The sequence below is a fragment of the Cupriavidus sp. P-10 genome (genome assembly GCF_003402535.2).
Taxonomy (GTDB): Bacteria; Pseudomonadota; Gammaproteobacteria; order Burkholderiales; family Burkholderiaceae; genus Cupriavidus.
On sequence record NZ_AP025170.1, the window covers coordinates 1,110,935 to 1,135,997 of the forward strand.

Consider the following 25,063-nt stretch of genomic DNA (forward strand, 5'->3'; position numbering starts at 1 on the left):
AAAAAGGCAGTCATAACGATGAGCACCCCACATTTCCCCATCTACATGGATTACTCGGCCACCACGCCGGTAGACCCGCGCGTGGCGGACAAGATGATTCCGTACCTGCGCGAGCAGTTCGGCAACCCCGCCTCGCGCAGCCATGCGTACGGCTGGGAGGCGGAGCGCGCGGTGGAAGAGGCGCGTGAGCAGGTGGCAGCACTGGTCGGCGCGGACCCGCGCGAGATCGTGTGGACGTCGGGTGCGACCGAATCGAACAACCTGGCCATCAAGGGTGCCGCGAACTTCTATTCGGGCAAGGGCAAGCATCTCATCACCGTGAAGACCGAGCACAAGGCCGTGCTCGACACCACGCGCGAACTGGAACGCCAGGGCTTCGAGGTGACCTACCTGGACGTGAAGGAAAACGGCCTGGTCGATATCGACGTATTCAAGCAGGCGCTGCGCCCGGACACGATCCTGGTGTCGGTGATGCTGGTCAACAACGAGATCGGCGTGATCCAGGACGTCGAGCAGATCGGCGAGATCTGCCGCGAAAAGGGCATCATCTTCCATTGCGACGCCGCGCAGGCGACCGGCAAGGTGGTGATCGACCTGAACAAGCTGAAGTGCGACCTGATGTCGTTCTCGGCCCACAAGACTTATGGCCCGAAGGGCGTCGGCGCGTTGTATGTGCGCCGCAAGCCGCGCGTGCGCATCGAGGCGCAGATGCACGGCGGCGGCCATGAGCGCGGCATGCGCTCGGGCACGCTGGCCACGCACCAGATCGTCGGCATGGGCGAAGCCTTCCGCATCGCCCGCGAAGAAATGGCGACGGAGAACGAACGCATTCGCATGCTGCGCGACCGCCTGTGGAACGGCCTGTCGGACATGGAAGAGGTCTACCTGAACGGTGACCTGGACCACCGCGTGCCGCACAACCTGAATGTCAGCTTCAACTTCGTCGAAGGCGAGTCGCTGATCATGGCGATCAAGGACGTGGCGGTGTCGTCGGGTTCGGCCTGCACCTCGGCTTCGCTGGAGCCGTCGTACGTGCTGCGCGCGCTGGGCCGCAATGACGAGCTGGCGCACAGCTCGATCCGCTTCACGGTCGGCCGCTTCACCACCGAGCAGGAGATCGACTACACCGTCCAGCTGCTCAAGTCCAAGATCGGCAAGCTGCGCGACCTGTCGCCGCTGTGGGAAATGTTCAAGGACGGCGTCGACCTGAATTCGATCCAGTGGGCCGCGCACTGAGCGCATTAAGTACCCGCAGGATCCAGCCAAAACAAAAGCAAGACCCCCGTAAAAGATACGCAAGAGGTAAGCAAAATGTCATACAGCACGAAGGTTCTCGACCACTATGAAAACCCCCGCAACGTCGGTTCGTTCGACAAGAACGACGATGCGGTCGGCACCGGCATGGTCGGCGCCCCGGCTTGCGGCGACGTGATGAAGCTGCAGATCAAGGTCAACGAAGCTGGCGTGATCGAAGACGCCAAGTTCAAGACCTATGGCTGCGGCTCGGCCATCGCCTCGTCGTCGCTGGTGACCGAGTGGGTCAAGGGCAAGACCGTGGACCAGGCGCTGGAGATCAAGAACACCCAGATCGCTGAAGAACTGGCCCTGCCGCCGGTGAAGATCCACTGCTCGATCCTGGCTGAAGACGCGATCAAGGCTGCTGTCGAAGACTACAAGAAGAAGCACGGCGCCGAGCAGAAGGCTGCCTGATCCTGTCGATCGACAAGAAGCACGAAGGAAGACGCAACGATGATCACGATGACCGAGAAGGCGGCCAAGCACGTCGCCCGCTATCTGGAACGCCGCGGCAAGGGCGTGGGCCTGCGCCTGGGCGTGAAGACCACCGGCTGCTCGGGCCTGGCCTACAAGCTGGAATATGTGGACGAGCTGCTGCCGGAAGACGCGGTGTTCGAGTCGCACGGCATCAAGGTCATCGTTGACGCCAAGAGCCTGCCGTACATCGACGGCACCGAACTCGACTATGCGCGCGAAGGGTTGAACGAAGGGTTCCGCTTCAACAACCCCAACGTCAAGGACGAGTGCGGCTGCGGCGAGTCGTTCACGGTCTGAGCAGCATCGCACCAAAGCCACGAAGGACGTCGGTGGAGCGCAGCATCACCGGATTCCACCGGGACGCGGAAGGCTACTGGGTGGCTGAACTCGATTGCGGCCATGGCCAGCACGTGCGGCACGATCCGCCGTGGCAGTTGCGGCCGTGGACACAGAGCGAGCAGGGCCGCGCCGGCATGGTTGGCGCGCGGGTGAATTGCCTGAAGTGCGACCGCAACGAACCGCCGGCGGAGTGGGCCCTGGCGCGGGCCAGCCAGCCTGCCGGCCGGTGACGGCGGCAAATGGACGAAGGGGCGGCGCGGCCGCTCTTTTTTCTTGGGGAAGCAGTTGAAAGACGATTTTTTTGCGCTGTTCGGTCTGCCGGCGCAGTTCGGCGTAGACGAGGCCGCGCTGGATGCGGCCTATCTCACCGTGCAGTCGCAGGCGCACCCGGACCGCTTCGCCAACGCCGGCGATGCCGAGCGCCGCGTGGCCATGCAGTGGGCCGCGCATGCCAATGAAGCCTACCGCACGCTGCGCCAGCCGTTGCGGCGCGCGACCTACCTGCTGAAGCTGCGCGGCGTCGACGTGCAGGCGGAGAACAACACCGCCATGTCGCCCGCCTTCCTGATGCAGCAGATGGAGTGGCGCGAAGCGCTGCAGGAAGCGGTGGAAGCGCGCGACGTGGACCGCCTCGATGCGCTGCTGCGCGAGCTGCGCCAGGAAAAGCGCGAGCGCCATGCCGCGCTGGGCGCGCTGCTGGATGGCGGCGACAACGAGGCAGCCGGTGGCGCGGTCCGGCAACTGATGTTTATCGAGAAGATCGAGCACGATACCAGCGAGGCCATCGACCGGCTGGAAGACTGACCGGCAAGATTGCCGGGGCCGTGACACAATGGCGCCCGGTGTGAAAACCGCCCCCATGCGGCCCGCATGCGGTTTCCCCTGCCGCACAAGACAGCGAAGAATTACCATGGCACTGCTCCAGATTTCCGAACCCGGCATGTCGCCGGCGCCCCACCAACGCCGCCTGGCCGTCGGCATCGACCTCGGCACCACCAACTCGCTGGTGGCCGCGGTGCGCAGCAGCATCCCTGAGGTGCTGGGCGACGAGCGCGGCCGCGCGCTGCTGCCGTCGGTCGTGCGCTACCTGCCGGACCGCACCGCGCATATTGGCTACCGGGCCCAGGAAGAGGCGGTGCGCGATCCCAAGAACACCATCGTCTCGGTCAAGCGCTTCATGGGCCGTGGCCTGCGCGACGTGGCCAATATCGAGCACAGCCCGTACGACTTCGTCGACGCGCCCGGCATGGTGCAGATCAAGACCGCCGCGGGGGTGAAGAGCCCGGTTGAAATCTCGGCCGAGATCCTGGCCACGCTGCGCCAGCGCGCCGAAGACACGCTGGGTGACGACCTCGTCGGCGCGGTCATCACCGTACCGGCATATTTCGATGAGGCGCAGCGCCAGGCGACCAAGGACGCCGCGCGCCTGGCCGGCCTGGAAGTGCTGCGCCTGCTGAACGAGCCGACCGCCGCAGCCATTGCCTATGGCCTCGACAACGCCGCCGAAGGCGTCTACGCGGTCTATGACCTGGGCGGCGGCACTTTCGATATCTCGGTGCTCAAGCTCACGCGCGGCGTGTTCGAGGTGTTGGCCACCGGCGGCGATTCCGCGCTGGGCGGTGATGACTTCGACCAGCGCCTGCTGTGCTGGATTGTCGAGCAGGCCAGCCTGCAGCCGCTGTCGGCGCAGGACATGCGCCTGCTGATGGTGCGCGCGCGCGCCGCCAAGGAAGCGCTGTCGGAAGCGGACAGCACCGTGATCGATGCCGTGCTTGACTCCGGCGAGATCGTCCACCTGACGCTGACCGACGAGACTTTCGAGAAGATCACCGCCCATCTGGTGCAGAAGACGCTGGCGCCGGTGCGCAAGGCGCTGCGCGACGCCGGTGTGGCGCCCGACGACGTCAAGGGCGTGGTGCTGGTCGGCGGCGCCACGCGCATGCCCTCGATCCGCAAGGCCGTCGGTGATCACTTCGGCCAGACCCCGCTGACCAACCTTGACCCCGACCGCGTGGTGGCGCTGGGCGCCGCAATGCAGGCCAACCTGCTGGCTGGCAACCACGCTCCCGGTGAAGACTGGCTGCTGCTCGACGTGATCCCGCTGTCGCTGGGCGTAGAGACCATGGGTGGCCTGGTCGAGAAGATCATCCCGCGCAACAGCACCATCCCGGTGGCGCGTGCGCAGGAATTCACCACTTTCAAGGACGGCCAGACCGCGATGGCGATCCACGTGCTGCAGGGCGAGCGCGAGCTGGCGAGCGACTGCCGCTCGCTGGCGCGCTTCGAGCTGCGCGGCATCCCGCCGATGGTGGCCGGCGCGGCGCGCATCCGCGTGACCTACCAGGTCGATGCCGACGGCCTGCTGTCGGTGACGGCCCGCGAGACGCACTCCGGCGTGGAAGCTTCGGTGACGGTCAAGCCGTCATACGGGCTGGCCGACGACGATATCGCGCGCATGCTGCAGGACAGCTTCCGCGAAGCCGAGCACGACATGAAGAGCCGCGCGCTGGCTGAAGAGCGCGTCGAGGCCGACCGGTTGGGCGAGGCCACGCGGCGCGCGCTGGAGACCGACGGCGACCTGCTGTCGGCCGAAGAGCGCGCCGACGTCGAAGCGCTGATCGCCAGCGTGCGCGAGATTGCCAGGGGCGAAGACCACCTGGCGATCCGTGCCGCGGTGGAAAAACTGTCGCACGGCACCGATGAATTCGCCGCCCGCCGCATGGACCGCTCGATCAAGAGTGCGCTGGCCGGGCGCAAGGTGCAGGAACTGGGCTGATCACCGCGCCTGCACCGCATTACAGAACCCCAGGAAACGACATGCCACAGATCATTGTTTTGCCCCACGTCGAATACTGTCCCGAAGGGAAGGTGATCGAGGCCGAGAAGGGCGTCAGCGTCCTCGACTCCCTCCTTTCCCACGGTATCGATCTCGAACACGCGTGCGAGAAGTCGTGCGCCTGCACCACTTGCCACGTGATCGTGCGCGAAGGCTTTGACTCGCTCAACGAGGCTGAAGAGAAGGAAGAAGACCTGCTCGACAAGGCCTGGGGCCTGGAGCCGAATTCGCGCCTCTCGTGCCAGGCCATCGTCGACGAGGACGACCTGACCGTCGAGATCCCCAAGTACACCATCAACCACGCCAAGGAAGGCCACTGAGCCGACGGCGCAGATCTCAGCGGAGAACGACCCATGAAGTGGACCGATACCTACGACATTGCTTCGGCGCTGTACGACAAATATCCTGATGTCGACCCGGCCGGCGTACGCTTTACCGACCTGCGCAGCTGGGTGCTGGAGCTCGACGGCTTTGCCGACGATCCCGCACGTTCGGGCGAGAAGATCCTGGAGGCGATCCAGCAAGCCTGGATCGAGGAAGCGGAATAAAGCTTTCGGTATCGGGGAGAAGCAAAAGGCCGGCATAGTCGCCGGCCTTTTGCATTGGTGCTGCGCGAGCGTGGGAATCAGCCTCGCACCAGCGCACCGTTCTCCATGTGCACGCGCTCGCCGACCTGCACCGCGGGATCCTTTTCATACGTAAAGGTGCGCTGGCTGCCGTCATCCATGCGGACGCGCACCTCGTAGTGCGTGTCCTTGCTCACGGCCTTCTCGATCTGGTTGCCTGCGACACCGCCGCCCACCGCACCGACAACAGTGCCGACGATACGGCCATTGCCCTTGCCGACCTGGTTGCCAACCAGGCCGCCGACCACGGCGCCGCCCAGCGCGCCCAGGCCGCTGGTGTTGGGCTTCTGGGTCTGGATCGGCGTGACGGCGACAATGCGGCCGGCATACGGGCTGCCCTTGGCGGCCGGGCGGTCGGCCTCGGCGCGCTGGCTGGCGCGAGGCTCGCTGTCGCGCTGGGCAGCCTGGCGTGCGGGAGCGGTACGCGGCGTCGGTTGCGAGGAGGCGGTGTTCGGGCGCGATTGCGCCGGCTGGCCATCGTCATAGACTGGCGGGCGCGTCGTACTGCCCGGCGGCGGCGCGGTCTGCGCGGTGACTGGCAGCGGCCCTTGCGGCGCCTGTGCCCCTTGCTGACTTTGCTGCGCCTGCAGGTCAGGGTTGGCCTTGCTGATCGGCAGCACACCGGTGACGGCGGCTACGGCGGTCAGGCTGGCAATGACCACGGCCACGGCGGCCGCGCCGAGCAGCGGATGCAGCCGGCGTTGCGGCGGCAGCGGGGCGGGGGTGTGGTCGTGCGAAGTGGCTTGGCTCTGCATTGTGGCTCCGGTGCGGCGATGGCCGCGATGGGATGGAACCAGTTTGGCGGAAGCGGGGCGCGTTTTCCGTTTGTTTTTGTAAATATATGTAGGCGGAAAAGGCCTTTTGTATCAATGGGTTGCGAGAGGCTTGCGGGGCGGGGAGCGGGCGCTGTAACAACCCGCGAGCGACGCGAGGAGGCTTGAATCACCCGCTTGTTTGCTCCCTCTCCCGCTTGCGGGAGAGGGAGCAAACCGTCAGTCTTCCTTGCGCAGGTGCGGGAACAGGATGACGTCGCGGATATTGGGGCTATCCGTCAGCAGCATCACCAGACGGTCGATGCCGATACCGCAGCCGCCCGTCGGGGGCATGCCGTATTCCAGCGCGCGGATGTAGTCGGCGTCGAAATACATCGCTTCCTCGTCACCGGCGTCCTTCTGCTCGACCTGCTTGCGGAAACGGTCGGCCTGGTCTTCGGCGTCATTCAGTTCCGAGAAGCCGTTGGCGATCTCGCGGCCGGTGATGAACAGCTCGAAACGCTCGGTAATGCCCGGCACCGTGTCCGAAGCGCGCGCCAGCGGCGAGACCTCGACCGGGTAGTCGATGATAAAGGTCGGCTCCCACAGCTGGCTCTCGGCGGTTTCCTCGAACAGCACCAGTTGCAGCGTGCCCAGCCCGGCATTGAGGAACTGCGGCGCGTTGGTGTTGACGCCGAACTTCTTCAGCTCAACGCGCAGGAACTCGGCATCGGCCAGTTGCGCGTCGGTGTATTGCGGCGCGAACTTCTGGATCGCCTGGCAGATGGTCAGGCGGTGGAACGGCTTGGACAGGTCCAGCTCGCGTTCCTGGTATGTCAGCACGGCGCTGCCGCGCGCATCGATCGCGGCCTTGCGGATCAGGTCTTCGGTGAAGTCCATCAGCCAGCGGTAGTCCGTGTAGGCCGCGTAGAACTCCATCATGGTGAACTCGGGATTGTGGCGCGGGCTCACCCCCTCGTTACGGAAGTTGCGGTTGATCTCGAACACGCGCTCGAAGCCGCCGACCACCAGGCGCTTCAGGTACAGCTCGGGCGCGATGCGCATGAACATCTGCATGTCCAGCGCATTGTGGTGCGTGATAAAGGGCTTGGCCGCGGCGCCGCCCGGGATCGGGTGCAGCATCGGCGTTTCCACTTCCATGAAGCCGGCGTCGGCCATATGGCGGCGCAGCGACGAGATCGCGTTGGTGCGGGCGCGGAAGGTGTTGCGCGTTTCCGGCGACACGATCAGGTCGACATAGCGCTGGCGGTACTTCATTTCCTGGTCCGCCAGGCCGTGGAACTTGTCCGGCAGCGGGCGCAGCGACTTGGAAAGCAGGCGCAGCTCGCGCACCTGGACCGACAGTTCGCCCTTGTTGGTGCGGAACAGCTCGCCGCGGGCGCTGATGATGTCGCCCAGGTCCCAGTGCTTGAAGGCGGCGTAGACCTCTTCGCCGACCTTGTCGCGCGTGATGTAGAACTGGATCTGGCCGCTGCCGTCCTGCACGGTGGCGAAGCTGGCCTTGCCCATCACGCGCTTGAGCATCATGCGGCCGGCGATCGAGACTTCAACCGGGCTGGCTTCGAGCGCGGCCTGGTCGGTCTCGCCGTATTGCGCGTGCAGCGCGGCGGCCTGGTGGGTGGGGCGGAAATCGTTGGGGAAGGCCACGCCTTGCTGGCGCAGCGCGGCCAGTTTCTCGCGCCGCTCCGCGATGATCTTGTTTTCGTCGACGGCGGGGGTGTCTGTGGCGGCGGGCTTGGCCTGCGACTTGGCCTGGGCGTGGTTCGGTTCGGTCATGATGTCTTGTAGCGTCGCACGCGGCGGGCCGCATGCGGTGTCAGTATGGCTTCAGTAATTGCGGAGGTCGTCCAGCTCGGTGCTGCCGAAATCCGGGCGGTGCAGGTAAGCAACGATGCGGCCCGCGGTTTCCTCGGCGGAAGCGAGCTGCTCGTTCGCCTTCAGGTCGCGGAAACGCTGCACCTGGGCAAAGTCGGCATTGCGGATCACGTCCTGCATGCCGGTATCGATCACGCCCGGCGCCAGCGCCACCGCGCGCACGGTGCGCGGTGCCGGTGCCTGCGCGTACTCGGCGTTGACCGAGCGCATGAACATGTCGAGGCCCGCCTTGCCGGCGCAGTAGGCGCTCCAGCCCTCGATCGGGCGGCGCGCCGCGCCGGAAGAGATTGCCAGCACCTTGCGCGGGCAGTCGTACTTCTCGGTGCGCTCCAGGAAGGCAGCGGTCATTGTCATCGGCGCCGCGAGGTTGGTCAGCAGGTGCGGCACCAGCGTGCTTTCCTGCAGGCGCGAGACCGGGCCGATCGGCTCGACCACGCCGGCGTTCAGGATCAGCGTGGCGCTGGTCGGCGGCTGGTCGAGGGTATCGATCACGCTGGCCAGCCAGGTGGCCGCGGGCCCGGCCTGGGACAGGTCCTGCAGGTGCCAGGCCACCGGCACGCCGCTCATGGTGGCGATGCGCTCGAGCTCATTGTTGCGGCTGCGCGCCACGCAGATCAGGCGGTTGCCCGGCACGAGCAGGGCGTTGGTCAGTGCCGCGCCCAGCCCGCGCGAGGCGCCGGTGATGATGTAGAGGTGATTGGCTTCGCTCATGGTGCCCCGGTCGGAAAGGCCGCAAGTGCGGCGGTACAGCAGTGAGGTGCAGCTGTGACGCAGCGAATGCGGCGATGTTGCCGTGCCGCCGCGGGTGCCGCCGCCGCGCCGCAGGGCGCGGGGCGGGCAGCCCGGTACGGCCTTACAGTCCCTGCTTGAGGCTGGCCTCGATGAACGGGTCCAGGTCGCCGTCCAGCACCTTCTGGGTGTTGGACATTTCCACGTTGGTGCGCAGATCCTTGATGCGGCTCTGGTCCAGCACGTAGGAGCGAATCTGGTGGCCCCAGCCCACGTCGGTCTTGCCGGCTTCCAGCTTGTCGGCCTCGGCCTGGCGCTTGCGCATCTCGTGCTCGTACAGGCGCGACTTCAGCATCGACATGGCCTCGGCACGGTTGCGGTGCTGTGAGCGGTCGTTCTGGCACTGCACCACGATGCCGGTCGGGATGTGCGTGATCCGCACGGCCGAGTCGGTCTTGTTGATGTGCTGGCCGCCGGCGCCCGAGGCGCGGTAGGTATCCACGCGCAGGTCCGCCGGGTTGACTTCCACCTCGAACGATTCATCCACCTCGGGGTAGACGAACACCGACGAGAACGAGGTATGGCGCCCGCCCGACGAATCGAACGGCGACTTGCGCACCAGGCGGTGCACGCCCGTTTCCGTGCGCAGGTAGCCAAAGGCGTATTCGCCCTCGATCTTGATGGTCGCGCTCTTGATGCCGGCCACGTCGCCTTCGGACTCTTCCAGCACCTCGGCCTTGAAGCCCTTGCGCTCGCAGTACTTCAGGTACTGGCGCAGCAGCATCGAGGCCCAGTCGCACGCTTCGGTGCCGCCGGCGCCGGCCTGGATGTCGATAAAGGCGTTGGCCTGGTCCATCTCGCCGGAGAACATGCGGCGGAATTCCATGCCCGCCACGATCTCCTCGAAGCCCTTGACGTCGGTTTCGATCGATTCGAGCGTCTCGTCGTCGCCTTCTTCCCTGGCGAGTTCAAACAGCTCGTCGGCGCCGCCAAGGTCGTCCGTGAGCTTGCCCAGGACGCTTACCACGCCCTCGAGAGCCTTCTTTTCCTTGCCGAGATCCTGGGCACGCTTGGGGTTATTCCAGACGTCCGGGTCTTCCAGCAAGCCGTTGACTTCGTCCAGCCTTCCTACTTTGACATCGTAGTCAAAGATACCCCCGTAGATCTTCCGTCCGGGAACGGAGATCGGAGATGGCACCGGAGATGGCGTTGAGGCGTTCTGCTTCCATGATGTTCCTGCGCTTCGAAAACCTTGAATTATAGCGGATTGATGCCCGGAATCGGTCGCGGATTCGGGGATTCCGGCCGCCCCCGGCATGGTGCGCCGCGAACGGAAAGGGCGTGCGATGGTCTATCCGGCGGTGCCGGGCAGCGCACGCGGCGATAATACGCATTCGCAAACCGCCTCCCGGCATGAAGACAAACAGGGACGCATGACGAAAACCAGACATGACATCGAACCAGGCCGGCGCCGCGCGCTGGGCCTGCTGCTGGCGGCCACGGCCGCCGCGGTCGCGGCCGGCTGCGGCACCACCGGCGGCCCCGTGCCGGATGGCTATTACCGCGTGGAACGGGGCGATACGCTCTATTCGATCGCCCGCAAGCACGGTCGCACCGTGCGCGACCTGACCCGCTGGAACAGCGAGATCACCAGCCCCAGCCAGATCGAGGTGGGCCAGCTGATCCGCGTGCGGCCTGCCGGCGGCAGTGCCGCGGCCGGCACCGGCACCGGCCAGGCCGTCACCGAGACCCCGCGTGTCGACAGCGGCGCGTCGAAGCCGCCCGCCAGCAGCATCCGCCTGCAATGGCCGGCCGACGGCCGCGTCACCGCAAATTACTCGCCGCCCGCCAGCAAGGGCCTGACCATCGCCGTGCCTGCCAACGGCACGGTGCGTGCGGCCGCCGCCGGCCGGGCCATCCATGTGGGCAACCTGCGTGGCTACGGCATGCTGGTGATCGTCAAGCACAACGACGACTGGCTGACCGTCTACGGCAACCTCGACCAGCCGCTGGTCAGCGAGGGCGCGACGGTCGCGGCCGGACAGGACGTTGGCCGCATGGGCGCGAGCGCCAGCGAGCTGCATTTCGAGGTGCGGGGCAACGGCAAGCCGGTCGATCCGATGGCGTACCTGCCGGCGCGCGGCTAGGGCCGGGGGCAATCCCCGGGCACGCTATTGCGCGTGCTCGATCACCAGCTGCACGCGGGTGACGCCGTTGAAGGTGTTGTTGTCCAGCCGGTAGGCAATCTGCGCGCTGGCGCCGAGCGAATCGGCGTGGTTGAACCAGATCGCGTCAAAGCGCTGGCTGCCGCGCCCCAGCTGCAGCTTCAGGTGCTTGCCCTTGAGCACGGTCTGGCGCAGCACGTCGAACTCGCCGCAAAAGGTCGGGGCGGGGAAGCCCTGGCCCCAGACCTGCTGCTCCAGCAGCGTGACGAACTCCGGGCTGAAACACTGGTCCTCGATATCGCCGTCGGTCTCGATCACGCGCGCGAGCTGGTCGTCGGTCAGCCATTCCTTGCCGACCGCTTCGAACGCCTCCTGGAACTCGGCGAAGCGCTCGGCGCGCACGGTCAGGCCGGCCGCCATGGCGTGGCCGCCGAACTTGACCATCATGCCCGGGCAGCGCTTGGACACCAGGTCGAGCGCGTCGCGCAGGTGGAAGCCCGGGATCGAGCGGCCGGAGCCCTTGATGGTGGCTTCGTCGCCAGGCGCGAAGGTGATGGTGGGGCGGTGGTACTTGTCCTTGAGCCGCGATGCGACGATGCCGATCACGCCCTGGTGCCAGGTGTCGTTGAACACGCTGACGGTAAAGCGCGCCGACGGATCGGGGCCGGCAAGACCGGCCATGGGCTGTTCCAGGATCTGCAGCGCCTCCTGCTGCATGCCGGCCTCGATATCGCGCCGCTCGCGGTTCATGCTGTCGAGTTCCTGGGCGATTTCCCGGGCGCGGTTGGCATCGTCGGTCAGCAGGCATTCAATGCCCAGCGACATGTCCGCCAGCCGGCCGGCGGCGTTCAGGCGCGGGCCCAGCCCGAAGCCGAGGTCGAAGGTGTTGGCGCGCGACGCCTCGCGTCCCGCGGCGCGGAACAGCGCCGCGACGCCCGGATGCATGCGTCCCGCGCGCATCCGGCGCAGGCCCTGCGCCACCAGGATGCGGTTGTTGGTGTCGAGCTTGACCACGTCGGCGACAGTGCCCAGCGCCACCAGGTCAAGCAGCGTCTGCAGCGGCGGCTGGGTCGCCTGGGTGTAGACGCCGCGCTGGCGCAGCTCGGCGCGCAGCGCCAGCAGCACATAGAACATCACGCCCACGCCCGCCAGGTTCTTGCTGGGGAATTCGCAACCGGGCTGGTTCGGGTTGACGATCACCGCCGCCTCCGGCAGTTCCGCGCCCGGCAGGTGGTGGTCGGTCACCACCACGTCGATTCCCAGCGCATTGGCCGCGGCCACGCCGTCGACGCTGGCGATGCCGTTATCGACCGTGACGATCACGTCGGGCTGTTGCTTCGCCGCCAGCGCCACGATTTCAGGCGTCAGGCCGTAGCCATACTCGAAGCGGTTGGGAACGATGTACTCGACCCGCGCGCCCAGCATGCGCAGCCCGCGCACCCCAACCGCGCAAGCGGTGGCGCCGTCGCAGTCATAGTCGGCGACGATCAGCAGTCGTTTGCCGGCGGCGATGGCGTCGGCGAGGTAGGCGGCGGCATGGCCGATGCCTTTCATGGCGCCCGGTGGCACCAGCTCAGGCAGGTCGGTCGCCAGCTCGGCGGTGCGCGCCACGCCGCGCGCGGCCAGGATGCGGGCCAGGGTCGGATGCAGGCCGGCGGCGGCCAGCGTGGTGACGTGTTCGGACGAATAGGTGCGGATGGCAATCCGGGTCATGGCGGGGGTCTTGTTCTTGCGGTAGGGGCGGCAGTCGGGCGACGTTAGGCGGTCTTGGGTGACGTTCGGCGATATTCAGGCGGCAAAGGCGAGGTCGGACAGCAGGGCGCGCCAGTTGCCGCGCTGGCCCATGCCGCGCCAGAACTTGCGCAGGTCGGCGCGGGTCACGGTGAACTCGGCAAAGTGGTTCTCGCCCCCCAGCACCAGCGTCACGGCGCCGATGCCGCCGGCCGCCAGCGCCTCCAGCGCCGGCGCGAACCAGTCGGCATCGAGCGCATGCATGCGCTCGATCCACAGGCCCCAGTCCTCCGTGATATGGGCTTCGGTGGCCCGTTCCAGCATCGCCAGCACCGATCCCTCGGCCTCGGCCACCCCGGCCAGTCCCGCTGGCACTGGCAGCACGCGGCTGCCGGCGGCCAGCGCCAGCCCGGCCAGGAACGGGTCGTCGCTCAGTACCGTGTCGGCCAGGCGCGGCACCGTCTGCAGCGCGCCGCCGCCGTACAGCCAGACCGAGTTCACCGGCAACTCGCCGCGCGCCTCGCGGGCCTGGTTGACCGGGTGGTCGAACCAGGTCATCTGGATCTCGTTCTGTACCCGGCGCCAGTCGCGCGCACGCTCGCCGGCCTGCATCCAGATATCGATGTTGCGCCCCGCCGCGCGCAGCGGGGTGGTGGCTTCCAGCGGCCCGAACACGGACTCGGGCAGGTACCAGCGCGACGGGCTGGGCGTTTCGACCGCGATGCCGGACTCCTGCAGCAGCGGAGCGATGGCGGCGCGCAGGGCGTCGGCCTCTTCCGGCCGGATGCCGAGGTGCGTTGGCGGCATCAGCACCAGGTGGTCGCGCGCCGCGTGGATGTGCACCGGCTGCAGGCAGGCCCAGGTCTGGCCGTCCTGCGCAGCAGGGACGGCTGCGCCGCTGTCGGCCAGCTGCATATAAGGCGCCGACGGCACCCGGCTGGTATCCAGTCCCGTCTTGCCGGCCAGCCAGCGTTCCTGCGGGAGGCTGCGCAGAAACGGGTCGTCGTGGCGCTCGCGCGGGCCGGGCGTGGCCCGCGTCAGCAACTTTCCGAGCGCGGGCAGCTCCAACTGCCGCAGCAGCGCGCCGGGAATGACGTCGTCGCGGCCGTCGTCGCCGGCGCCCGGCGGGACGGAAAAGGGCACAATCAGGGTCAGGTGCGTCATCATGGTGGCGAGATTGTAAACTTCCGGCTGGCCGATGTGAGTACCGAGCCAGTACGGGGCCAGTCCCGGCCGAGTCCGGTGCAGCGTGGACCGCGCCCGCGACGGCTCGCACGAGTGCCGTCGGCGCCCCTCGGAGGGGCGCCGGCGATATCCCGAAACAACAGGAATCCTCTTGAACTTCCCCTACGAGTGGCAGATCGGCTGGCGATACACCCGCGCAAGCAAGCGCGCCAGCCGCAACACCTTCATTTCGTTCATCTCGATGATCTCGATGCTTGGGATCGCCCTGGGCGTGGCCGCGCTGATCGTGGTGCTGTCGGTGATGAACGGCTTCCAGAAAGAGGTGCGCGACCGCATGCTGTCGGTGCTGTCGCATATCGAGGTCATCGGCCCGTCGTCGCTGCCCGACTGGCAGCACACCGCGGCCGAGGCCATGCAGAACAAGGAAGTGGCCGGCGCCGCGCCCTATGTGGCGGCGCAGGCCATGCTGACCCGCGAGGATGCCGTGCGCGGCGTGCTGCTGCGCGGCGTCGAGCCGTCGCAGGAGCCCAAGGTCTCGGACATTGGCAGCCAGTTCAAGTCCGGCAGCATGAACGCGCTGGTGCCGGGCGAGTTTGGCATTGCGCTGGGCAACGAGCTGGCCAATGCCATGGGCGTGCAGGTCGGCGACAAGGTCACGCTGGTCGCGCCGCAGGGCACCATCACGCCGGCCGGCGTGCTGCCGCGGCTCAAGCAGTTCACCGTGACCGGCATCTTTTCGTCGGGCCATTTCGAATTCGACAGCGCGCTGGCGCTGGTCAACATGCATGATGCCGAGACGCTGTTCCGCCTGAGCGGCCCCACTGGCGTGCGGCTGAAGCTGCACGACATGCAGCGCGCGCCGCAGGTGGCGCAGCAGCTCGCCGGCACCATGTCGGGCGAGCTCTACCTGCGTGACTGGTCCAAGCAGAACCGCAACTGGTTCGCCGCCGTGCAGACCGAAAAGCGCATGATGTTCATCATCCTGACGCTGATCATCGCGGTGGCCGCGTTCAACCTGGTGTCGACGCTGGTGATGACCGTGACCGACAAGCAGGCCGATATCGCCATCCTGCGCACCATGGGCGCGCAGCCCCGCTCGATCATGAAGATCTTTATCGTGCAGGGCGTGGCCATCGGCTTTATCGGCACGCTCCTTGGCGTGGGCGGCGGCACGCTGATCGCGACCAATATCGACGTGATCGTGCCTTTCATCGAACGGGTGCTGCACGTGCAGTTCCTGCCGCGCGACATTTATTTCATCAGCGAATTGCCCTCGGATCCCCGCGTGAACGACATCGTCACCATCGGCATCATCTCCTTCGTGCTGGCCACGCTGGCCACGCTCTATCCCAGCTGGCGTGCCGCCCGCGTCAACCCCGCGGAGGCGCTGCGCTATGAGTGAAGCAGTGCTGCAAGCGGATACCGCCGCCAACACGGCGGGCCAGCCGCGCGCCGGATCGCCGGTGCTGGTCGCCGAGGGCCTGACCAAGCGTTTCCGCCAGGGCGAACTCGATGTCGATGTGCTGCGCGGCGTGGACGTGCGCGTCAACGCCGGCGAGAAGGTCGCCATCGTCGGCGCGTCCGGCTCCGGCAAGAGCACGCTGCTGCATGTGCTGGGCGGGCTCGACAATCCCGACTCGGGCCGCGTCGCGCTGCTCGGCAAGCCATTCACGGCGCTGCGCGAGCGCGAGCGCAACGTGGTGCGCAACCGCTCGCTGGGCTTTGTCTACCAGTTCCACCACCTGCTGCCGGAATTCACCGCGCTCGACAACGTGGCGATGCCGATGCGCATCCGCGGCCTGACGCAGCACGATGCGCGCGGCACGGCGCAGGCGATGCTGGAACGCGTGGGGCTGGGCGGCCGCGCCAAGCACCGTCCCGGCGAACTGTCCGGCGGCGAACGCCAGCGCGTGGCGATCGCGCGCGCGCTGGTGGGGCAGCCTGCCTGCGTGCTGGCCGACGAACCGACCGGCAACCTCGACGACCACACCGCTGGCGGCGTCTACGATCTGATGCTGGAGCTGTCGCGCACGCTCGGTACCAGCTTCGTCATCGTCACCCATGACCTCGACCTGGCCGGCCGCTGCGACCGCGTGCTGCGCCTGCGCGACGGCCACCTGCACCAGGAACGCTGAGCCCGGCGTTGCACCATGTGGATCGACACTCACTGCCATCTCGATGCCCGCGAGTTCGACGCTGACCGGCGCCAGATTGCCGACGCCGCCGAGGCCGCCGGCGTGCGCGGCATCGTGGTGCCGGCGGTGGCGGTGGGGAATTTCGAGGCGGTGCGCAAGCTGGCGCACGAGGACGCGCGATGTGTCTATGCGCTCGGCATCCATCCGCTGTGCTCGCCCGGCGCCGGGCAGCCCGATATCGACGCGCTCAGGCGCGAGGTCGCGGCCAGCATGGGCGATCCGCGCTTTGTCGGCATCGGCGAGATCGGGCTCGATTTCTTTGTCGCCGGTCTCGATAACGATCATCAGACCTGGCTCTATGCCGAGCAGCTGAAGATCGCGCGCGAATTTGACCTGCCGGTGCTGCTGCATGTGCGCAAGTCGCAGGACCAGGTCGGCGCGCAACTGCGCAAGCATGGCGTCAGGCGCGGTATCGCGCATGCGTTCAACGGCAGCCATGAGCAGGCGCGGCGCTTTGTCGAGCAGGGCTTCAAGCTCGGCTTCGGCGGCAACGTGACCTTTAGCCGCGCGCGCCAGATCCGCCGGCTGGCGGCCGAGATGCCGCTGGATGCGCTGGTGCTTGAAACCGATGCGCCCGATATCGCGCCGGCGTGGCTTTCGGACGACCAGTTCGGCGAGCAGCACAAGGTGCGCAACACGCCTGCGGAAGTCGCCGGCGTGGCGCGTGTGCTGGGCGAACTGCGCGGCCTTGATGCCGCCGTCCTGGCGCAGGCGACCTGGTGCAATGCCGTCGACGCGCTGCCGCGGCTGGCGGCCTTTGCCGAGTCCATGGCGCCAGCCGGACACACAACTTCCACGACTTCCTGACAGGCTGACAAGCTTTCCGCTGCGTCGAGCGGTTACAACTCTGGCTGTGTGCAATCAGCCGGGGAGATGCCGTGCGCGGGTTCGTGGTGGCGTTCGTCGCGGGATGCTGGGTGCTGCAGCAGCAGGCAACGCTGCCGCGGCAGGACGCCGTGCGCATGGCCGCTGCCGGACTGGCGCTGGCGGGCATCGCCATGCTGCTGTGCGGCACGCGCCTGCGTGCCGCGTGGCGGGGCCCGATACTGGCGCTCCTGGCCTTCGGCGCCGCGTTCTGCTGGGCGGCATGGCGCGCCGATATCCGCTTGCGGGAGTGGTTGCCTGCTTCGCTTGAATCGCGCGACCTCGACGTGCAGGGTGTGGTTTCCGGGTTGCCGTCGGAATCAGCGGGCGGCGTCCGCTTTGCCTTCGCCGTCGAGCAGACCGTGCCGGATGGTCCGGATGGGCCAGGGTTGACGTTGCCCGGCCGGCTCCTTCTCCACTGGCGCGACGCGCCGCCTGGCCTGTATCCCGGCCAGCGCTACGCCCTGACCGTACGCTTGCGGCGCCCGCGTGGGCTGGCCAATCCATTCGGCTTCGACTATGCCTACTGGCTGCTGGCGCAGGGCTATGGCGCGACGGGCTATGTACGGCGCGCACAGGGGCCACCGCAGGAGGCCACGCGGGAGCGGCTTGGATGGCGCATCGAGGCGTGGCGCGCGGCGGTGCGCGATCACCTGCGCGCGGCGCTGCCGGCCGATGCGCGCTATGGCCCCGTGCTGATCGCGTTGGTGATCGGCGACCAGCGCGGCATCGATACGGAAGACTGGCAGTTGTTCCGGCGTACCGGCATCAGTCACCTGGTCAGTATTTCAGGCTTGCACATCACCATGATTGCCGGCATGGCGGGGTCGCTCGCGGGCATGTTATGGCGGCATTCATTCGGCCTGGGGCGCAGGCTGCGCCGGCCATTGCCGCTATGGCTCCCGGCCAGGCACGCGGCGCTGGCGGCGGCGGTGGCCAGCGCGCTGGTGTATGGGCTGCTGGCTGGCATGCAGATCCCGGCATTGCGCACCGTGGCGATGCTGTGCGTGGCTGCGGTGGCGGTTTGGGGCGCGCGGACGCCGCCGGCCTCGGTGGTGCTGGCCTTCGCTGCGCTGGTGGCGTTGCTGCTGGATCCATGGGCCGTGATGTCGCCGGGCTTCTGGCTGTCGTTCGGCGCGGTGGCGGTGATCTTCTATGCTGCCCGGTCCGAACGCGGCCATGCGCCGAAAAGCCGCTGGCAACGCTCGCGTGCTACGCTTGCCGCCGCTGCGCGCACGCAATGGGCGGTGACAGCCGGACTGGTGCCGCTGACGCTGCTGATGTTCCAGCAGGTGTCGGTGGTGTCGCCACTGGCCAATGCGGTCGCCATCCCGGTGGTCAGCCTGCTGGTGACGCCGCTGTCGCTGGCGGCCGCCGCCGCGCCGGCGATGCTGGCCGCGCCGTTGCTGACCGTCGCGCACCAGGCGATGGTGTGGCTGGCGGCCCTGCTGGGCTGGTTTTCCGGCCTGCCTTGGGCCATGTGGGAAGCGCCGGGCTCGGGCCCATTGCCTTTGCTGTTGGCCGGGCTCGGGATTGCGCTGTTGCTGGCGCCGCCGGCCAGCGCCGTGGTGCGCCTGCACGGCGGCCTGCTGGTGTTGCCGCTGGTATTGGCGCGCGGGCCGCCGGTGGCGCACGGCGAGTTCCGCGCGGTGATGCTCGATGTGGGACAGGGAACCGCGGTGCTGGTGCAGATGCGCGCGCATGCGCTGCTTTACGACGCGGGGCCTGGCTACGCATCGGGCGCCAGCGCCGGCGCGCAGGTAGTGGTGCCGCTACTGCGTGGCCTGGGTCTTGGTCGGATCGACCATCTGATGGTCAGCCATGAAGACGCCGACCATGCCGGCGGGGTGGCGGATGTGGAAGCGGCGGTGGCCGTAGCGGCGCGCAGTACCGGCGCGCCACCGGGTCATGCCTTGCTCGGGCCGGCACCATCCGGCTGGGCGCCGTGCGCGGCCGGGCAGCAATGGGAATGGGACGGCGTGCATTTCACGGTGTTGCATCCGCTGCCATCGCAATCGCAACAGGCGGCGATCGCCAGCAATGCCCGCAGCTGCGTGCTGCACGTGGCGTCCGCGCGCCATCGCCTGCTGCTGACAGGCGATATTGGCGTGGCCGAGGAACGCGCGCTGATCGACAGGTTGCCGCCGGAGGCGCTGCTTGCCGACGTCATGGTGGTGGCGCACCACGGCAGCGGCACGTCGTCCGGCGCCGCCTGGCTGGAAGCAGTGCGGCCCCAGGCGGCGGTATTCCAGCTGGGCTATGCCAACCGGTACCGCCATCCGCGTGCCGATGTGTGGGAGCGCTACGGGCGCGCCGGCATCGCGCGCTACCGTGCAGACGAAACCGGCGCGGTGACCTTGTCTACCGCGCCGGCGGGCTACACGCTGTCGGTCTTCCGGCAGGCCGAGCCGCGCTACTGGCGCGCCCGGGCGGAGGCGCCGCGTTAGCGGGGCTTGCGGCGGCGCGCGCGGGTAGCCACCGGGCTTGGCTGCGCGTCCCCGGAATCCGGCTGGGGCGTGGCGCGGCCTCGGGCAGGGGGCAGCGTGCGTGCCGGCTCGGCGCCTGCGATGCGGCGCTCGCGCAGGTGGGCCTTGGCGCGCTGCAGGCCGGCGGCGACCGTTTCCGCGCGCTCCAGCGCCACGCCTGCGGCCAGCACATCGCCAAGTACCAGGTGGCTGATGCGGGAGGTCATCGGCGTATAGACCTCGCTGTCTTCCTCGACGTCGGAAAACACGCAGACGTCGGCCAGCTTCGCCAGCGGCGAGCCGCTGTGGGTGATCGCCAGCACGCTGGCGCCGCTGCTGCGTGCCAGCGTGGCGGCGGTCAGCATGTCCCAGGTGCGGCCGCTGTTGGACACCAGCACCGCCACGTCGCCGGCACCGAGCAGTGCGGCGGACATGCTGAATACATGCGGGTCGGAGTAGGCGACGGTCGGAATGCCGAGGCGGAAGAATTTGTGCTGGATGTCGAGCGCGACGATGCCCGAATTGCCGCAGCCGTAGAACTCGATGCGGCGTGCGCGGGCCAGCAGGTGGATGCCATGCTCGATCTGGTCGGCCGACAGCGCGTTGCGCACGCTCATCAGCGTGGCGATGGTGCGGTCGAACACCTTGCCGGCGATGTCGGCGGGGCGGTCGTGGGCCTCCACGTCCTGGTGCACGAAAGGCATGCCGCCGCCGACGTTCTGCGCGAACTGCAGCTTGAACTCGCGAAAGCCGTCGTAGCCCAGCGCGGCGCAGAAGCGTGCGATGGTGGGCTGCGACACGCCTGCGCGCTCGGCCAGCTCGGGCATCGACAGGCGGATCACGGCGGCGCCGTGCTCGGCGACGTAATCCGCCAGGCGGCGTTCGGAAGGGCGGAGCGTGTCGTAGACGGCAAGGATTCGGTCGCGCATGGCGGCTGGCGGGTGGGTCGGGTTGTTCGGATACTTCGGAATGTAGAGATTCTACATCCGTTGGCGCGGCATCATGCCCGAAATCGTGCATGGCAGGCTGTCAGGGTTTGCCCGTAATCCGGTGAATTCGGCGAATTCCGGTGATATTGTGATGCATGACCCAGTCGACGGCGACATTGCTATCGGTATAATGTAGAAAATCTACATGCGATCGCGCCATTTTGGTGCTGCCGCCCCGACAACAAGGAACGTCTCCGCCATGCCCATTGCCGTCCATGCCGAGCTGTTGGCCGTCACCGAACGCATCGTTGGCCGCAGCCGCGCCAGCCGTGCCGCCTACCTGGCGCGCTGCGAGCGTGCGCAAGCCGAGTTGGGGCCGCTGCGCGGCATGTCATGCGCCAACCTGGCGCACGGCTTTGCGGCGCTGCCAGCCAACGACAAGTTGAAGCTGCGCGTCGACCATGCGCCCAATCTAGGCATCGTCACCGCGTACAACGACATGCTGTCGGCCCACCAGCCCTATGAGCGCTATCCCGGCGTGATCCGGGAAGCCGCGCGCGCAGTAGGGGCCGTGGCGCAGGTGGCGGGCGGCGTGCCGGCGATGTGCGATGGCATCACGCAGGGCAATGCCGGCATGGAGCTGTCGCTGTTCTCGCGCGATGCGATTGCCATGGGCACGGCTATCGCGCTGTCGCACAACACCTTCGACGCGGCGCTGATGCTGGGCGTGTGCGACAAGATCGTCCCCGGCCTGCTGATGGGCGCGCTGCAGTTCGGCCACCTGCCGGTGGTGTTCGTGCCCGCGGGGCCGATGGCGACCGGGCTGTCCAACAAGGAAAAGGCGCGCGTGCGCCAGCTCTATGCCACCGGGCAGGTCGGCCGCGATGCGCTGCTCGAGGCCGAATGCCAGGCCTATCACGGCGCCGGCACCTGCACCTTCTACGGCACCGCCAACAGCAACCAGTTCCTGATGGAAATCATGGGCCTGCACCTGCCCGGCGCGGCCTTCGTCCACCCGGACAGCGGCCTGCGCGACGCGCTGACGGCCGCGGCGGCCCAGCGCGCGGTCGCGCTGAGCGCGCGCGGCAGCGAATACCTGCCGCTGGCGCGCATCGTCGACGAGCGCGCGGTGGCCAACGCCATGGTCGGCCTGCTGGCGACGGGCGGCTCGACCAACCACACCATTCACCTGGTGGCGATGGCGCGCGCCGCGGGCATCATCATCGACTGGGACGACTTCGACCACCTGTCGCGCGTCACGCCGCTGCTGGCGCGGGTGTACCCGAACGGCTCCGCCGACGTGAACCACTTCCATGCCGCCGGCGGCGCCGGGCTGATCATCCGCGAGCTGCTGCAGGCGGGGCTGCTGCATGAGGACGTGCAGACCGTCGCGGGCCCGGGCCTGGCGCGATACACGCAGGAGCCGGTGATGAGCGATGGCGTGCTGCAATGGCGTGATGGCGCGACGGCAAGCGGCGACGCCCAGGTCGTTGCCAGCGCGGCGGCGCCGTTCTCGCCCGAAGGCGGGCTGCGGCTGATGCAGGGCAACCTGGGCCGCGGTGTGATCAAGGTCTCGGCCGTGGCGCCCGAGCACCGCGTGGTCGAGGCGCCGGTGCGCGTCTTCGATGCGCAGGAGGCGCTGCAGGCGGCGTTCGAGGCCGGCGAACTGAACGGCGACCTCATCGCCGTGGTCCGCTTCCAGGGGCCGAACGCCAATGGCATGCCCGAGCTGCACCGCCTGACACCGGTGCTGGGCGCGCTGCAGGACGCCGGCCACAAGGTGGCGCTGGTGACCGACGGCCGCATGTCGGGCGCGTCGGGCAAGGTGCCGGCGGTGATCCACGTCGGCCCTGAAGCACTGGCCGGCGGCGCGCTGGCCCGCGTGCGCGACGGCGACCGCATCCGCGTCGACGCGGTGGCCGGCGTGCTGCAATGGCTGGGCGACGAGGGCGAGTTCGCGGCGCGCGAGCCGGCGGCGGCACCGGCCGACGATTTCGCCCGGTTCAGCCTCGGACGAGGGCTGTTCGGCTCGTTCCGGCGCCACGCGCGCATCGCGGAAGAGGGGGGCAGCGCACTCGACCTGTCCGAAGCGGATGCTGGCGCCGCCCCAGCCGCATCCGCCACTGCCGTCGCGATGCAAACCGTCGCACAATAGTCTCACGCATTCCCGTCGTTGGCCGCCGGCGCGGGGACGACGGGAGCAGCCCGCAGGCAATGACCACGGCCGCGACCCCATCCGAAAGCAAGTCAGCAAGACAGCAAGATAGCAAGACGATACCAAGACCGACGGAGCAGACATGATCTATATCCTGATGGGCGTTTCCGGCAGCGGCAAGACCACGGTCGGCCAGCTGCTGGCGCAGCGCCTGGGCTGCGGCTTCCATGACGCGGACGAATTCCACAGCGAGGCCAACAAGGCCAAGATGCATGCGGGCATTCCGCTGACTGACGAAGACCGCTGGCCCTGGCTGGCGGCGATGCGCGCCGCCATCGACGCGGCGCGCGCCGAAGGCCGGACCCACGTGTTCACCTGCTCGGCCCTGCGCCAGGCGTACCGCGACCGGCTGACGCCGCCCGACGGCGGCGTGACCTTCGTCCACATGAAGGGCGATGCCGCACTGATCGCCGGGCGCCTGTCCGCCCGCACCGACCATTTCTTCAATCCCGAGCTGCTGCAGAGCCAGTTCGATACGTTGGAGGTGCCCCGCGACGCGGTGGAACTCGATATCCGCCAGCCGCCCGAAGTGCTGGTGGACACCATCCTGCAGTCTGGCGCCCGCTGAACCTTCCGCCCGCGCTCGTCCGTTCTATCCCCTGACGGCCGCCAGCTCCGCTGGCGGCCGTTTTTGCGTGCGCTGGCAGACATCTTGCTAGTTCACTTTCCGTGCCGGCTGCGGTCCACCAGCTTGCGGCTTTCGCCGGTACAGGTATGCTGAAAGGGCCAGTGACTCGACAGCATCGTCGCGCCAATGCCATTGGAGACCATCCCGGGCACCGCGCGGCGGGCTTGTGGCAGGACAGCCAGGTCAAACCAGGGCGGCCGGATGCGGGGCAGTGGCAGCATCCGAACGCCCACTACATGGAGGAGCGGCCATCATGGCGGGGCGGTTTTTCGACGAGATGCTGGACTGGCGCGCCGACGGGGCGCCCACGGTCATCCAGGCAGGGCAATCATTGCCCGACGGGGCGGTACGCCCGCACTACCGGCATTTCTCTGACTGGCTGGCGCGGCAGTCTGGCAGCACCATGGACAACAAGCGTGCCGAGGCAGACCTGATCTTCCGGCGCGTGGGCATTACCTTTGCCGTCTATGGCGACAAGGACGAGGCCAACAGCGGCACCGAGCGAACCATCCCGTTCGACGTGATCCCCCGCATCTTCCCGGCCAGCGAATGGGCGCTGCTGGAAAAAGGCCTGCGCCAGCGCGTCGCAGCGCTGAACCGGTTCATCCACGACATCTACCACGGCCAGGACATCATCCGCGCGGGCGTGATCCCGCCCGACCAGATCTACAACAACGCCCAGTACCGGCCCGAGATGCTCGGCGTCAACGTGCCGCACGACATCTACGCGCATGTCGCCGGCATCGACGTGGTGCGTGCCGGCGAGGGCGAGTTCTACGTGCTGGAAGACAACCTGCGCGTGCCTTCCGGCGTGTCGTACATGCTGGAAAACCGCAAGATGATGATGCGGCTGTTCCCGGACCTGTTCGCGCGCAACCGCGTCGCGCCGGTGGCGCACTATCCGGACCTGCTGCTCGACATGCTGCGCGGCGTGTCACCGCAGGCGATCGCCGATCCCACCGTGGTGGTGCTGACCCCGGGCATGTACAACTCGGCGTACTTCGAGCACGCGTTCCTGGCGCAGCAGATGGGCGTCGAGCTGGTCGAAGGCAGCGACCTGTTCGTCGAGGACGACCACCTGTTCATGCGCACCACGCAGGGGCCGCAGCGCATCGACGTGATCTACCGGCGCGTCGACGACGACTTCCTCGACCCGCTGGTGTTCCGGCACGATTCCGCGCTCGGCGCGGCCGGGTTGCTGTCGGTCTACCGTGCCGGCAACGTGACCATCTGCAATGCGATCGGCACCGGCGTGGCGGACGACAAGTCGATCTATCCGTACGTGCCCGACATGATCCGCTTTTACCTCGGCGAGGAGGTCATCCTCAATAACGTACCCACGTACATGTGCCGGCGTCCGGATGACCTGCAGTACGTGCTCGATCATATGGGCGAGCTGGTGGTCAAGGAAACCCACGGCGCCGGCGGCTACGGCATGCTGGTGGGGCCGGCCGCGACGCGCGCCGAGATCGATGCCTTCCGCGAGGTGGTCAAGGCCAGGCCCGAGCAGTACATCGCGCAGCCGACGCTGGCGCTGTCGACCTGCCCGACCTATGTGGAATCGGGCATCGCCCCGCGCCATATCGACCTGCGCCCGTTCGTGCTGTCGGGCAAGGAAGTGCGCATGGTGCCCGGCGGGCTGACGCGCGTGGCGCTGCGCGAGGGCTCGCTGGTGGTCAATTCCTCGCAAGGGGGCGGCACCAAGGACACCTGGGTGCTCGAACGATGACGACGA

General features: G+C 67.8%; 24 protein-coding genes. 16 read left to right on the forward strand and 8 right to left on the reverse strand.

All coding sequences use genetic code 11. The features are described from left to right. The first annotated feature begins 12 nt into the window (after positions 1-12). The 8 genes from CTP10_RS05155 (at position 13) to iscX (ending at position 5,496) form a co-directional block, all read left to right on the forward strand. Positions 13-1,236 carry an IscS subfamily cysteine desulfurase gene (locus CTP10_RS05155; RefSeq protein ID WP_271815680.1) on the forward strand — a complete coding sequence of 408 codons (1,224 nt, stop codon included), beginning with the start codon at positions 13-15 and terminating at the stop codon, positions 1,234-1,236. 75 nt (positions 1,237-1,311) lie between these two features. Then, entirely contained in the window at positions 1,312-1,710 is a 399-nt protein-coding gene (gene iscU / locus CTP10_RS05160) for a Fe-S cluster assembly scaffold IscU (RefSeq protein WP_010809025.1), read from the forward strand. A 39-nt stretch (positions 1,711-1,749) separates the two neighbouring features. After that, positions 1,750-2,070: an iron-sulfur cluster assembly protein IscA gene (gene iscA, locus CTP10_RS05165; protein WP_010809024.1), complete on the forward strand. Its 321-nt coding sequence runs from the start codon at positions 1,750-1,752 to the stop codon at positions 2,068-2,070. Positions 2,071-2,102: 32 nt separating this feature from the next. Beyond that, positions 2,103-2,342 carry a DUF3565 domain-containing protein gene (locus CTP10_RS05170; protein WP_116317619.1) on the forward strand — a complete coding sequence of 80 codons (240 nt, stop codon included), beginning with the start codon at positions 2,103-2,105 and terminating at the stop codon, positions 2,340-2,342. Positions 2,343-2,397: 55 nt separating this feature from the next. Beyond that, the gene (gene hscB / locus CTP10_RS05175; protein ID WP_116317620.1) at positions 2,398-2,916 is read left to right on the forward strand and encodes a Fe-S protein assembly co-chaperone HscB; all 519 of its coding nucleotides are present in this window, start codon (positions 2,398-2,400) and stop codon (positions 2,914-2,916) included. 106 nt (positions 2,917-3,022) lie between these two features. Further along, on the forward strand, positions 3,023-4,888 hold the full coding sequence (hscA, locus tag CTP10_RS05180) for a Fe-S protein assembly chaperone HscA (RefSeq protein ID WP_116317621.1): 1,866 nt from the start codon (positions 3,023-3,025) through the stop codon (positions 4,886-4,888). Between the two features lie 41 nt (positions 4,889-4,929). Then, a complete protein-coding gene (gene fdx / locus CTP10_RS05185; RefSeq protein ID WP_063238412.1) occupies positions 4,930-5,268 on the forward strand; it encodes an ISC system 2Fe-2S type ferredoxin in 339 nt (112 codons plus the stop codon). A gap of 33 nt (positions 5,269-5,301) precedes the next feature. Then, on the forward strand, positions 5,302-5,496 hold the full coding sequence (iscX, locus tag CTP10_RS05190) for a Fe-S cluster assembly protein IscX (protein ID WP_116317622.1): 195 nt from the start codon (positions 5,302-5,304) through the stop codon (positions 5,494-5,496). 77 nt (positions 5,497-5,573) lie between these two features. Here iscX and CTP10_RS05195 read toward each other — a convergent pair whose 3' ends face one another. The 4 genes from CTP10_RS05195 to prfB form a co-directional block, all read right to left on the reverse strand. Beyond that, positions 5,574-6,329 (reverse strand): glycine zipper 2TM domain-containing protein, encoded by a 756-nt coding sequence (locus CTP10_RS05195; protein ID WP_116317623.1) that lies wholly within the window; start codon positions 6,327-6,329, stop codon positions 5,574-5,576. A 237-nt stretch (positions 6,330-6,566) separates the two neighbouring features. Then, entirely contained in the window at positions 6,567-8,123 is a 1,557-nt protein-coding gene (gene lysS / locus CTP10_RS05200; RefSeq protein WP_116317624.1) for a lysine--tRNA ligase, read from the reverse strand. Positions 8,124-8,174: 51 nt separating this feature from the next. Continuing rightward, positions 8,175-8,933 carry an SDR family oxidoreductase gene (locus CTP10_RS05205; RefSeq protein WP_116317625.1) on the reverse strand — a complete coding sequence of 253 codons (759 nt, stop codon included), beginning with the start codon at positions 8,931-8,933 and terminating at the stop codon, positions 8,175-8,177. A gap of 142 nt (positions 8,934-9,075) precedes the next feature. Then, positions 9,076-10,149, reverse strand: a complete 1,074-nt coding sequence (gene prfB, locus CTP10_RS05210; protein ID WP_158577632.1) for a peptide chain release factor 2 — start codon at positions 10,147-10,149, stop codon at positions 9,076-9,078. Between the two features lie 235 nt (positions 10,150-10,384). Between prfB and CTP10_RS05215 the strand changes: the two genes are divergently transcribed. Beyond that, entirely contained in the window at positions 10,385-11,098 is a 714-nt protein-coding gene (locus tag CTP10_RS05215; RefSeq protein WP_116317867.1) for a peptidoglycan DD-metalloendopeptidase family protein, read from the forward strand. A gap of 24 nt (positions 11,099-11,122) precedes the next feature. Here CTP10_RS05215 and recJ read toward each other — a convergent pair whose 3' ends face one another. Together recJ and CTP10_RS05225 are read right to left on the reverse strand one after the other, a co-directional pair. Next, positions 11,123-12,829 carry a single-stranded-DNA-specific exonuclease RecJ gene (gene recJ, locus CTP10_RS05220; RefSeq protein WP_116317626.1) on the reverse strand — a complete coding sequence of 569 codons (1,707 nt, stop codon included), beginning with the start codon at positions 12,827-12,829 and terminating at the stop codon, positions 11,123-11,125. Between the two features lie 75 nt (positions 12,830-12,904). Beyond that, positions 12,905-14,014: a hypothetical protein gene (locus CTP10_RS05225; RefSeq protein ID WP_116317627.1), complete on the reverse strand. Its 1,110-nt coding sequence runs from the start codon at positions 14,012-14,014 to the stop codon at positions 12,905-12,907. A gap of 169 nt (positions 14,015-14,183) precedes the next feature. Between CTP10_RS05225 and CTP10_RS05230 the strand changes: the two genes are divergently transcribed. From CTP10_RS05230 to CTP10_RS05245, 4 genes are all read left to right on the forward strand, one after another. Further along, positions 14,184-15,434, forward strand: a complete 1,251-nt coding sequence (locus CTP10_RS05230; RefSeq protein WP_116317628.1) for a lipoprotein-releasing ABC transporter permease subunit — start codon at positions 14,184-14,186, stop codon at positions 15,432-15,434. After that, positions 15,427-16,167 (forward strand): lipoprotein-releasing ABC transporter ATP-binding protein LolD, encoded by a 741-nt coding sequence (gene lolD / locus CTP10_RS05235; protein ID WP_116317629.1) that lies wholly within the window; start codon positions 15,427-15,429, stop codon positions 16,165-16,167. The genes CTP10_RS05230 and lolD overlap by 8 nt, the downstream gene beginning before the upstream one ends. A 15-nt stretch (positions 16,168-16,182) precedes the next feature. After that, positions 16,183-17,034, forward strand: coding sequence for a TatD family hydrolase (locus CTP10_RS05240; protein ID WP_116317630.1), 852 nt, complete (start codon positions 16,183-16,185; stop codon positions 17,032-17,034). Between the two features lie 71 nt (positions 17,035-17,105). Then, complete coding sequence (locus CTP10_RS05245) at positions 17,106-19,538, forward strand: DNA internalization-related competence protein ComEC/Rec2 (RefSeq protein WP_116317631.1); 2,433 nt, start codon at positions 17,106-17,108, stop codon at positions 19,536-19,538. On the opposite strand, the gene CTP10_RS05250 is transcribed toward CTP10_RS05245, so the two are convergent. Continuing rightward, positions 19,535-20,485, reverse strand: coding sequence for a MurR/RpiR family transcriptional regulator (locus CTP10_RS05250; protein ID WP_116317632.1), 951 nt, complete (start codon positions 20,483-20,485; stop codon positions 19,535-19,537). The genes CTP10_RS05245 and CTP10_RS05250 overlap by 4 nt on opposite strands. Positions 20,486-20,744: 259 nt before the next feature. On the opposite strand from CTP10_RS05250, the gene edd reads away from it, so the two are divergent. After that, positions 20,745-22,640, forward strand: a complete 1,896-nt coding sequence (edd, locus tag CTP10_RS05255) for a phosphogluconate dehydratase (RefSeq protein WP_116317633.1) — start codon at positions 20,745-20,747, stop codon at positions 22,638-22,640. 142 nt (positions 22,641-22,782) lie between these two features. Next, positions 22,783-23,268, forward strand: a complete 486-nt coding sequence (locus CTP10_RS05260) for a gluconokinase (RefSeq protein WP_116317634.1) — start codon at positions 22,783-22,785, stop codon at positions 23,266-23,268. A gap of 92 nt (positions 23,269-23,360) precedes the next feature. On the opposite strand, the gene CTP10_RS05265 is transcribed toward CTP10_RS05260, so the two are convergent. Continuing rightward, complete coding sequence (locus CTP10_RS05265; RefSeq protein WP_116317635.1) at positions 23,361-23,549, reverse strand: hypothetical protein; 189 nt, start codon at positions 23,547-23,549, stop codon at positions 23,361-23,363. A 32-nt stretch (positions 23,550-23,581) separates the two neighbouring features. On the opposite strand from CTP10_RS05265, the gene CTP10_RS05270 reads away from it, so the two are divergent. Then, entirely contained in the window at positions 23,582-25,057 is a 1,476-nt protein-coding gene (locus CTP10_RS05270) for a circularly permuted type 2 ATP-grasp protein (protein WP_116317636.1), read from the forward strand. Positions 25,058-25,063 lie beyond the last annotated feature (6 nt).

What these genes read in the sequence shown, in the direction of transcription:
- iscU (WP_010809025.1), top strand. Translation starts at nt 1,312, where the DNA reads ATGTCATACAGCACGAAGGTTCTCGACCACTATGAAAACCCCCGCAAC.
- iscA (WP_010809024.1), top strand. Translation starts at nt 1,750, where the DNA reads ATGATCACGATGACCGAGAAGGCGGCCAAGCACGTCGCCCGCTATCTG.
- hscA (WP_116317621.1), top strand. Translation starts at nt 3,023, where the DNA reads ATGGCACTGCTCCAGATTTCCGAACCCGGCATGTCGCCGGCGCCCCAC.
- fdx (WP_063238412.1), top strand. Translation starts at nt 4,930, where the DNA reads ATGCCACAGATCATTGTTTTGCCCCACGTCGAATACTGTCCCGAAGGG.
- iscX (WP_116317622.1), top strand. Translation starts at nt 5,302, where the DNA reads ATGAAGTGGACCGATACCTACGACATTGCTTCGGCGCTGTACGACAAA.
- CTP10_RS05195 (WP_116317623.1), bottom strand. Translation starts at nt 6,329, where the DNA reads ATGCAGAGCCAAGCCACTTCGCACGACCACACCCCCGCCCCGCTGCCG.
- lysS (WP_116317624.1), bottom strand. Translation starts at nt 8,123, where the DNA reads ATGACCGAACCGAACCACGCCCAGGCCAAGTCGCAGGCCAAGCCCGCC.
- CTP10_RS05205 (WP_116317625.1), bottom strand. Translation starts at nt 8,933, where the DNA reads ATGAGCGAAGCCAATCACCTCTACATCATCACCGGCGCCTCGCGCGGG.
- CTP10_RS05215 (WP_116317867.1), top strand. Translation starts at nt 10,385, where the DNA reads ATGACGAAAACCAGACATGACATCGAACCAGGCCGGCGCCGCGCGCTG.
- recJ (WP_116317626.1), bottom strand. Translation starts at nt 12,829, where the DNA reads ATGACCCGGATTGCCATCCGCACCTATTCGTCCGAACACGTCACCACG.
- CTP10_RS05225 (WP_116317627.1), bottom strand. Translation starts at nt 14,014, where the DNA reads ATGATGACGCACCTGACCCTGATTGTGCCCTTTTCCGTCCCGCCGGGC.
- lolD (WP_116317629.1), top strand. Translation starts at nt 15,427, where the DNA reads ATGAGTGAAGCAGTGCTGCAAGCGGATACCGCCGCCAACACGGCGGGC.
- CTP10_RS05240 (WP_116317630.1), top strand. Translation starts at nt 16,183, where the DNA reads ATGTGGATCGACACTCACTGCCATCTCGATGCCCGCGAGTTCGACGCT.
- CTP10_RS05250 (WP_116317632.1), bottom strand. Translation starts at nt 20,485, where the DNA reads ATGCGCGACCGAATCCTTGCCGTCTACGACACGCTCCGCCCTTCCGAA.
- edd (WP_116317633.1), top strand. Translation starts at nt 20,745, where the DNA reads ATGCCCATTGCCGTCCATGCCGAGCTGTTGGCCGTCACCGAACGCATC.
- CTP10_RS05260 (WP_116317634.1), top strand. Translation starts at nt 22,783, where the DNA reads ATGATCTATATCCTGATGGGCGTTTCCGGCAGCGGCAAGACCACGGTC.
- CTP10_RS05265 (WP_116317635.1), bottom strand. Translation starts at nt 23,549, where the DNA reads ATGCTGCCACTGCCCCGCATCCGGCCGCCCTGGTTTGACCTGGCTGTC.
- CTP10_RS05270 (WP_116317636.1), top strand. Translation starts at nt 23,582, where the DNA reads ATGGCGGGGCGGTTTTTCGACGAGATGCTGGACTGGCGCGCCGACGGG.